The organism is Amycolatopsis sp. SID8362, from assembly GCF_010550475.1.
GTDB classification, from domain to species: Bacteria; Actinomycetota; Actinomycetes; order Mycobacteriales; family Pseudonocardiaceae; genus Amycolatopsis; species Amycolatopsis eburnea.
The window spans coordinates 1-8,503 of sequence record NZ_JAAGNB010001166.1 but is presented as its reverse complement, the minus strand read 5'-3'; the positions used below and the strand labels follow the sequence as shown (position 1 = coordinate 8,503).

Here is an 8,503-nt window from a genome sequence, read left to right as displayed (position 1 = left end):
GGGCGCCGGCCACGTGTCTGCGGGCACCGCCGACGTGGTGGCGCGGCTGGTGGGTTCGCTCCCGGTGGTGGTCGCGTCGCGGACCGGCGCGGGACCGACGCTGCGCTCGACGTACGGCTTCCACGGCTCGGAGTCCAGCCTGATCGCGATGGGCGCGACGATGGCGGGCTGGCTGGACGCGCGCAAGTCCCGGATCCTGCTGCACACGCTGCTCGCTTCCGGCGCCGGACGCGACGAGATCGAGCGCGAGTTCCGCCGGCGCGGCGACCTGGACTGACTGCTTTCAGTCCAGGACCGGGCCGCCCAGCGGGTCGAGGTGGTACGGGCGCATCGCGCGGCCCGCGTCGCGGTAGACGTGGACCGAGATCGCCGGGTCCGGGCCGTCGTTGCGCACCTCGTGCACGTACCCCGGGCCGAACACCCGCGACTGCCCCGCCGCGAGGGCGTGCAGCTCGGTGACCGCGCGGCCGCCCGGGGCCCGGCGCGCCACCGCCTCCGTCAGGTGGCCGCTGACCACGGTGAACGCGCCGCTGGCGAACGCGTGGTCGTGCAGGTCGGTGTGCTGGCCGGGCAGCCAGCTCATCAGCCAGACCTCCTGCCGCTCGTCCTGCTCGACGAGCGCGGCGAAGCGCTCGTCGGGGTCGTAGCGCAGCAAGTGCTTCCAGCGGTCGCGGTCGGCGGCGACCTCCAGCGCGACGCGCACCGGGTGGCGCAGCGCGGGGTTTTCGGGACGCAGCAGGGTGTTGTCCGGAACGGCGAACATGGGTGTCCTCACGGAAGAAAAGGGTGTCGAGCTGGGCCGGGGCTGGGGTTCACCGACAACAGCGACACGCGCACACGACGGCGCGGTGGCCCATGAGGCCCCGCGGCTCAGTCATTTCGTGCGCGAACATGCGACCAGAGTCGCAGCCCCTCCCCGCCCGGTCAAGGTCTCCCACCTGCCGGGAGATCAGGACCACTCGTGCTTCTGCGACCGCCCGAGCAGCTCGGCCCCCGCCTGCCGCGGGTCGACGCCCTCGTGGCAGACGCGGTGCATCGCGTCGGTGATCGGCATGTCGACCCCGACGCTGCGCGCGAGCGCCCGGATCGACGAGCAGGACATGACGCCCTCGGCGACCTGCCCGCCGGCCGCCGCCTGCGCCTGTTCGAGGGTCTCGCCGCGGCCGAGGCGCTCGCCGAACGTCCGGTTGCGCGAAAGCGGCGACGAGCAGGTCGCGACCAGGTCGCCGACGCCGGCGAGCCCGGCGAACGTCAGCGGGTCCGCGCCCAGCTTCGCGCCGAGCCGGGCCATCTCGGCGAGGCCGCGCGTGATGAGCGTCGCCATCGTGTTGGTGCCCAGGCCCAGCCCGGCGGCCATGCCGGTGCTGAGCGCGATCACGTTCTTGCACGCGCCGCCGAGCTCGCAGCCGACGACGTCGGTGTTGGTGTACGGCCGGAAGTAGGAGTTGGCGCAGGCGCGCTGGATCGCGACGGCGCGCTCGTGGTCGGCGCAGGCCAGCACGGAAGCGGACGGCTGCCCGGCGGCGATCTCCTTGGCCAGGTTCGGCCCGGTGACGACGACGACCTGGCCGGCGTCGATCCCGACGATCTCGCCGATCACCTCGCTCATCCGCTTGAGCGTGCCGAGTTCGACACCCTTCGCGAGGCTGACGAGGATCGCGTCCGGCGGCAGCAGATCGCGCCACGACGTCAGGTTGGCGCGCAAGCTCTGGCTGGGCACGGCGAGCACGACGGCTTCGGCGCCTTCGAGCGCCTTGGCCGCGTCGCTGGTCGCGGTGATGTTTTCCGGCAGGCCGACCCCGGGCAGGTACGCGCTGTTGGCGTGCCGCTCGCGGACGTCCTCGGCGACCTCTTCCCGGCGCGCCCACATGGTGACGTCGCGGCCGGCGTCCCCGAGCACCTTCGCGAAGGCGGTGCCCCACGACCCGGCCCCGAGCACGGTGACCCGCTGCACGTCGGCGCGCATCAGGCGGATTCCCCCGGCTTCTCCGACGGCGGTTCTTCGTCGCGGACCTCGGCGAGCAGCCGGGTCACCTCGTCCATCATGACCTTGGTGACCTCACGCAGCTTCGACGCGCTGCGGACGCTGCCTTCGCGGTAGGCCGACAGGTCGAGCGGGTCGCCGACGCGGTGGGTGATGGTCTTGCGCGGGAACGGCTTGAACTTCTTGGTGTAGCCGTTGAAGAGCTGGCTGGTGCCCCAGCGCGCGATGGGGATCACGGGCACGTCGTTCTGGATCGCGAGCCGCGCGGCGCCGGTGAAGGACTCCTTCGGCCAGCCGGCCGGGTCCTTGGTGATGGTGCCCTCGGGGTAGATCACGACGATCTTGCCCGCCTGCAGCGCCTCGTGCGCGGCCTTGAGACTGTCCCCGGCGGCGGCCGACCCGCGCGAAACGGGGATCTGCCCGGAGCCGACGAAGATCTTCCCGAAGATCGGCGTCCGCGTCAGGCTCTCCTTGCCGAGGAACCGCGGCACCCGCTTCGCCCGGTGCACGAAGACGGCGTCGACGACCGGGTCGAGGTGCGAGATGTGGTTCAGCACGAGCAGCGCGGGCCCCTGCCGCGGAACTTTTTCGTCCCCGATGTAGACCCGCCGCGCGATCCCGGTGACCGGGTAGAACAGTACGGCGGCGAGCCCCACCCAGAAGCCACCCTTTTCACGCCGGGCCACGATCTCCTCCTCCACGTCTCACGTCCGGTGCTGATCCTGCCGCGCCGGGGTCGGAGCAGTCCAGGGAGGGTGCGTTCGGACGGCGGCGAGACGGTCCGGGCAGGCTGGGCGCCCTGGTCCGGGGCCGGAGGCGAGGGTTTCAATCCACCGCAGCCCCACCCACCACCCCCAAGTTGTCCACAACCGCCGTCACCTGTGGACAACCCACCCCGCCGCCCACCACCCGCCCCGCCTTTCCGGTAAAGATGGACACGTGGACGTAGACCTGGTCGTGCCGATGAAACACCCCCGCGACGGCAAGTCGCGGCTGCGTGGCGCGGTCGGACCGGACCACCACCGCGCCCTGGTACTGGCCCTCGCCGCCGACACGCTCGCCGCCGTCGTCTCGGCCGGGCAGGTTCGGCGGGTCCTGCTCGTCGCCGCCGACCCGGAAGCCGTCGCAGAACTCGCGGAGCTCGGCGTCGAAATCACCCGCGAACCCCCGCACGGAGGTCTCAACGAAGCGTTCCGCCACGGCGAAGCCCAGCTCCGCAGGGACGACCCCGCCGCCGTCGTGGGTGCCCTCCAAGCCGATCTCCCGGCTCTCCGCGCCGGCGACCTGACCGCGGCGATCACCGAAGCGGCCGGTCGGCGGGCCTTCGTCGCCGATCGGCAGGGCACCGGGACCACGCTCCTGCTCTCCGCGCCGGGCGCCGCCCTCGACCCGCGGTTCGGGCTGGGTTCGGCGGCCGCGCACCGCCGCTCCGGGGCCGTCCCGCTGAAGGCGCCGCTCGCCACCCTCCGCAGTGACGTCGACACCGCGGACGATCTTGCCCACGTCCGCGCGCTGGGTGTCGGAAAACACACGGCGGAAGCGATTGCAGCAGCGCGCTGAGCTGTTCATCTGACCTTCACCGCGCCCTGCGCAATTCCGCGTGGCTTGGTGAAGAATGGGGTCCGTGAGCACAGACGACGGCGGCACGCCCGCACCGCGGAGGCGACGGAACCCGGCAAGCGGATCTTCGGAGACGGCGAAGAAAACCACCAGCCGGGCGGGCACGGCCAAGAAGGTCCCGTCGAAGGCCACCGCGCGCGACACCGCCGCCCGCGCCACCGCCGGGAAGCCCCGGGTCCGCAAGGCCACCCCGGCGACCACCCGCCGCCGCAGCGCCTCGCAGGGAAACGGGCGCAACGCCGAGGAGTTCCGTTCGGTGCCGTCCGCGCCGCCGGCGGTCACCGTCGCGCCGGCCGCCGTCGAGACGCTGCCGGACGACCGGTACTTCAACCGCGAGCTGTCGTGGCAGGACTTCAACGCGCGCGTGCTCGCGCTGGCCGAGGACGAGTCGCAGCCGCTGCTGGAGCGGACGAAGTTCCTCGCCATCTTCGCGTCCAATCTGGACGAGTTCTACATGGTCCGCGTCGCCGGCCTGAAGCGCCGCGACGAGACCGGCCTCCTGGTGCGCAGCGCGGACGGGCTCACCCCGCGCGAGCAGCTCGGCTACATCGCCAAGCGCAACCAGGACCTGGTCGAGCGCCAGACCGGCGCCTTCGAGAAGCACCTGCGCCCGCAGCTGGCCGAGCACGACATCCACATCGTCGGCTGGGCCGACCTGTCCGGCGCCGACCAGCTGCGGCTGTCCAGCTACTTCTCCGAGCAGATCTTCCCGGTGCTGACGCCGCTGGCCGTCGACCCGGCGCACCCCTTCCCGTACATCTCCGGCCTCTCGCTCAACCTCGCGGTCACGGTCCGCGACCCGGAGGGCGGCACCGAGCGCTTCGCCAGGGTGAAGGTGCCGAGCAACGTGCCGCGGCTGATGCGCGTCGAAACCGACCGCGCCAGCCGCACCGCCACCTTCCTGCCGCTCGAAGAGCTCATCGCCGCGCACCTCGGCGAGCTGTTCACCGGCATGGACGTCACCGAGCACCACGTCTTCCGCGTCACCCGCAACGCCGACTTCGAGGTCGACGAAGACCGCGACGAAGACCTGCTCCAGGCCCTCGAGCGCGAGCTGGCGCAGCGCCGGTTCGGCCCGCCGGTCCGCCTCGAGGTCGCGCAGGACATGAGCGAGCACATGCTCGAGCTGCTGCTGCGCGAGCTGGACGTCGACCCGGCGGACGTCGTCGAGGTGCCCGGCCTGCTCGACCTGACCTGCCTGCACCAGCTGTCCGGTGTGGACCGCAAGGAGCTGAAGGACCGGCCGTTCGTGCCAGCGACGCACCCGGCGTTCGGCGAGCGCGAGACGCCGAAGAGCGTCTTCGCCACGCTGCGCGAGGGCGACGTGCTGGTGCACCACCCGTACGACTCGTTCTCCACCAGCGTCCAGCGGTTCATCGAGCAGGCGGCGGCCGACTCGAAGGTGCTCGCGATCAAGCAGACGCTGTACCGGACCTCGGGCGACTCCCCGATCGTCGACGCGCTGATCGACGCGGCGGAGGCGGGCAAGCAGGTCGTCGCGCTGGTCGAGATCAAGGCGCGGTTCGACGAGCAGGCCAACATCACCTGGGCACGGACGCTGGAACGCGCGGGCGTCCACGTCGTGTACGGCCTGGTCGGGCTGAAGACGCACTGCAAGGTGTCGATGATCGTGCGCCAGGAGGGCTCGACGATCCGGCGCTACTGCCACATCGGCACCGGCAACTACAACCCGAAGACCGCGCGGCTCTACGAGGACATCGGCCTGTTCACCGCCGACCCGAGCATCGGCGCGGACGTCACCGACCTGTTCAACGTGCTCACCGGCTACTCCCGCCAGGACACCTACCGGACGATCCTCACGTCGCCGCACGGCATCCGCCGGGGCATCGTCCGCGCGATCGGCGAAGAGATCGAGCTGGCGCGGGCCGGGCAGCAGGCCGGGATCCGGATCAAGTGCAACTCGCTGGTCGACGAGCAGGTCATCGACGCGCTCTACCACGCGTCGCAGGCCGGGGTGCCGGTCGAGATCGTGGTGCGCGGGATCTGCACGCTGAAGCCCGGCGTCGAAGGGCTGTCGGAGAACATCCACGTCCGGTCGATCCTGGGCCGGTTCCTGGAGCACTCGCGGGTCTTCCACTTCCGCGCGGGCGGCACGCACTGGATCGGCAGCGCGGACATGATGCACCGCAACCTGGACCGGCGGATCGAGGCGCTGGTGCGGGTGAAGGACCCGAAGCTGACCCGGCAGCTCGACGACATCTTCGACTCGGCGCTCGACCCGGCGACGCGCTGCTGGGTGCTGACCGACAGCGGCGAGTGGGCGCCGTTCCCGGCGGACGGCTCGCGGGTGCGTGACCACCAGCTGGAGCTGGCGAAGCTGCACGGGGCCGCCGGATGACCCACGAGGTACGGGCGGCCGGCGCGGTGCTGTGGCGCGTCGCCGGCGGGGTGACCGAGGTCGCCCTGGTCCACCGCCCGCGGTACGACGACTGGTCGCTGCCGAAGGGAAAGCTCGACGCGGGCGAGACGAGCGCGGAGGCCGCCGTCCGCGAAGTGCGCGAAGAGACCGGGTTCGCCGCGGTCCTGGGCCGCTACGTGGCACGCACGACCTACGCGGTGCCGTCGCGCACCGGGTCCGGGACGGTGCCGAAGACGGTCGACTACTTCGCCGCCGAAGCGGTGTCCGGCGAGTTCGCGGCGAACGACGAGGTCGACGAGCTGCGCTGGCTCGAACCGCGGGCGGCGGAGAAGCTGCTGACGCGGCCGGCGGACGTGCGCGTGCTGCGGGCGTTCTGCGAGCTGCCCGTCGGCTTGTCGACGGTGTTGCTGGTGCGGCACGCGAAGGCGGGCAAGCGCGACGAGTGGACCGGCGACGACGACCTGCGCCCGCTGTCGGAAGCGGGTGTGCGGCAGGCGGCCGCGCTCCGGCGCGTGCTGGCGCTGTTCGGGCCCGACCGGGTGCTGTCCGCGCCGCGGCTGCGGTGCGTGCAGACGGTGCACGGGGTCGCGGACGACGTCGGCGCCGAAGTCCGGCACGAACCGCTGTTCTCCGAAGAGGGCTACTGGCCGGACCCCGTGCTCGGGGTGGCGCGGCTGCTGGCCGTGGCGGGCGACGGCGGGACGCCGGTGGTGTCCAGCCAGGGCGGGGTGATCCCGGACCTGGTGAGCGCGCTGGCCGACCGCGACGGCGTGGAGCTTTCCGCCGCGCGCGGCGGGGTCGTGCCCAGCAAGAAGGGCTCGTTCTGGGTCCTGTCGTTCCGCCCGCCGACGACCGAGGAAGGTCCGCTGCTCCTGGCGGCGGACTACTACCCGAGCGCGCTCCCCGCGCCGGCGCCCACCCGCTCCTGACCCGAGCCCTGCCGCGCGAGACAGCGTCCTGACAGTAGATCTTGGTGTACTGGTCCCGGGTCCCGCTGGGCTGCGCCGGGCTAGGGGTACGGCGCATCCCCGGGCGAGGGCTCGACTGTCGGCACCGTGGCCAGCAGGGCTTGGATCTCCGTGACCCGGGGATCGCCGAGGCGCTGGCTGACGGTCAGCGCCTCGGTCCAGTGGCCTGCCGCCTCGCGGCCGCGGCCGGTGCGGTGCTTGAGGCGGCCCAGGGTGATCTGCACGTCGATGGTGCCGTAGTCGGCGTTCAGCTCCTTCAGCTCGGCGAGCGCGTCGAGGCCCGCCTTCTCCGCTTCGTCGTGTCTGCCCGCGCCGGCGAGCGCTTCGGCGACGTTCCCGAGGGCGAGCGCCGCGTGGTAGCGGTCGCCCAGCTCGGCGAAGGCTTCGTGCGCGGCCTCGGCGGCTTCGGCCGCGTGGTCGTAGTCGTGCAGGCCGATGCGGCTGGCGCTGACGTTCAGCAGCGCGTGCGGGACGAAGGTGCGCTGCCCGTGGTCGCGCGCGAGGTGGACGGCCTGCAGGGCGTAGCGCTCGGCTTCCGCGTACTCGGCGCGGACGTAGTAGGCGCCGGCGAGGTTCGACAGGATCGCCACGGCCAGCGCCGTGCCGCCGCCGGACTCCGAGGCGGCGCGGGCCTCCTCCAGCGCTTCCAGCGCCTGGTCGGGCTGGAGCGTACGCAGGTAGGCCGAGCCGAGGTTGTTGGCGCTGTACTGGAGACCGGTGTTGTCGCCGGCGTCGCGGGTCACGGCGACGGCCGCGCGCGCGGTGGTGATCCAGTCGTCGCGGTCGTGGCGTTCGGCGAAGAAGCCGCGCAGGAGCCACGCGAGCTTCCAGGCGTGGGCGGTCCAGCCCCGGTCGGCGGCGATGCCGACCAGCGCGGTGAGGGCCGGGCGTTCCGTGGCGTACCAGGCGATCGTCTGCTCGTGCTGGGTGAAGTGGACGGCGGGCACCGGCGGCGGGCCGAGCGTGATGTCCTCGGTGAGCAGATCGGGGCGGACGAGCTTGTTCGCCTCCGCGACCGTGGCGAGGTACCAGTCGAGGAGCCGGCGCAGCGCGGCCGCGCGATCGTCGGCGGTCGTTTCGGTTTCGACGAGTTCGGCGGCGTAGACGCGCAGGAGGTCGTGGAACTGGTAGCGGTCGGTGCCGGGCTGGTTGAGCAGGTGCGCGGCGGCGAGCTGGTCGGCGAGTTCGCGGGCTTCGCGCAGGTCGGCACCGGCGAGCGCGGCGGCGGAGGACAGGCTGAAGCCGTGCCCGGGGTGCAGGCCTAGCAGCCGGAAGAACCGCGCGGCGGCCGGCCGGAGGGCCTTGTAGGACCAGGAGAACGCGGCGCGCAGGTCGGTGCCGGCGTCCTGGGGGTCGCGCAGGGTGTCCAGGCGCAGCCGCTGGTCGCGGAGTTCTTCGACGATCCCGGCGAGCGAAACGCCGGGGAAGCGGGAAGCGCGTTCTCCGGCCAGCGCGAGCGCGAGCGGCAGCCGCCCGCAGAGCTGGACGAGTTCGGCGACGGCGCCGGGTTCGGCCGCGAGGCGCCGCGGGCCGACGCTGCCGGCGAGCAGC

7 protein-coding genes and 1 pseudogene are annotated in these 8,503 nt (G+C 72.6%); 4 read left to right on the top strand and 4 right to left on the bottom strand.

The genetic code is table 11. The features are described 5' to 3' along the window. Window positions 1–277, top strand: a pseudogene (locus G3I65_RS36550) (asparaginase); the annotation flags it as partial. Window positions 278–283: 6 nt separating this feature from the next. Here G3I65_RS36550 and G3I65_RS36545 read toward each other — a convergent pair. The 3 genes from G3I65_RS36545 to G3I65_RS36535 all read right to left on the bottom strand — a co-directional run bounded on the left by G3I65_RS36545 (window position 284) and on the right by G3I65_RS36535 (window position 2,685). Continuing rightward, entirely contained in the window at window positions 284–763 is a 480-nt protein-coding gene (locus tag G3I65_RS36545; RefSeq protein ID WP_160700147.1) for a cysteine dioxygenase family protein, read from the bottom strand. 186 nt (window positions 764–949) lie between these two features. Continuing rightward, window positions 950–1,966 carry an NAD(P)H-dependent glycerol-3-phosphate dehydrogenase gene (locus G3I65_RS36540; protein ID WP_160700146.1) on the bottom strand — a complete coding sequence of 339 codons (1,017 nt, stop codon included), beginning with the start codon at window positions 1,964–1,966 and terminating at the stop codon, window positions 950–952. Next, complete coding sequence (locus G3I65_RS36535) at window positions 1,966–2,685, bottom strand: 1-acyl-sn-glycerol-3-phosphate acyltransferase (protein ID WP_160700145.1); 720 nt, start codon at window positions 2,683–2,685, stop codon at window positions 1,966–1,968. Before G3I65_RS36535 ends, G3I65_RS36540 begins: the two co-directional genes overlap by 1 nt. Before the next feature lie 238 nt (window positions 2,686–2,923). Between G3I65_RS36535 and cofC the strand changes: the two genes are divergently transcribed. Genes cofC through G3I65_RS36520 form a run of 3 tightly spaced genes read left to right on the top strand, consistent with a single transcriptional unit; the run spans window position 2,924 to window position 6,913 of the window. Continuing rightward, window positions 2,924–3,544, top strand: a complete 621-nt coding sequence (cofC, locus tag G3I65_RS36530; protein ID WP_160700144.1) for a 2-phospho-L-lactate guanylyltransferase — start codon at window positions 2,924–2,926, stop codon at window positions 3,542–3,544. 55 nt (window positions 3,545–3,599) lie between these two features. Further along, window positions 3,600–5,963 carry an RNA degradosome polyphosphate kinase gene (locus tag G3I65_RS36525; RefSeq protein ID WP_166641029.1) on the top strand — a complete coding sequence of 788 codons (2,364 nt, stop codon included), beginning with the start codon at window positions 3,600–3,602 and terminating at the stop codon, window positions 5,961–5,963. Then, window positions 5,960–6,913, top strand: a complete 954-nt coding sequence (locus G3I65_RS36520; RefSeq protein ID WP_160700142.1) for an NUDIX hydrolase — start codon at window positions 5,960–5,962, stop codon at window positions 6,911–6,913. The genes G3I65_RS36525 and G3I65_RS36520 overlap by 4 nt, the downstream gene beginning before the upstream one ends. An 80-nt stretch (window positions 6,914–6,993) precedes the next feature. Here G3I65_RS36520 and G3I65_RS36515 read toward each other — a convergent pair. Continuing rightward, window positions 6,994–8,503 (bottom strand): tetratricopeptide repeat protein (locus G3I65_RS36515; protein ID WP_160700141.1); only part of this gene is annotated, 1,510 nt, incomplete at its 5' end.

Excerpts from the sequence above, each read along its gene's own strand:
- G3I65_RS36545 (WP_160700147.1), bottom strand. The coding sequence starts at position 763 with ATGTTCGCCGTTCCGGACAACACCCTGCTGCGTCCCGAAAACCCCGCG.
- G3I65_RS36540 (WP_160700146.1), bottom strand. The coding sequence starts at position 1,966 with ATGCGCGCCGACGTGCAGCGGGTCACCGTGCTCGGGGCCGGGTCGTGG.
- G3I65_RS36525 (WP_166641029.1), top strand. The coding sequence starts at position 3,600 with ATGGGGTCCGTGAGCACAGACGACGGCGGCACGCCCGCACCGCGGAGG.
- G3I65_RS36520 (WP_160700142.1), top strand. The coding sequence starts at position 5,960 with ATGACCCACGAGGTACGGGCGGCCGGCGCGGTGCTGTGGCGCGTCGCC.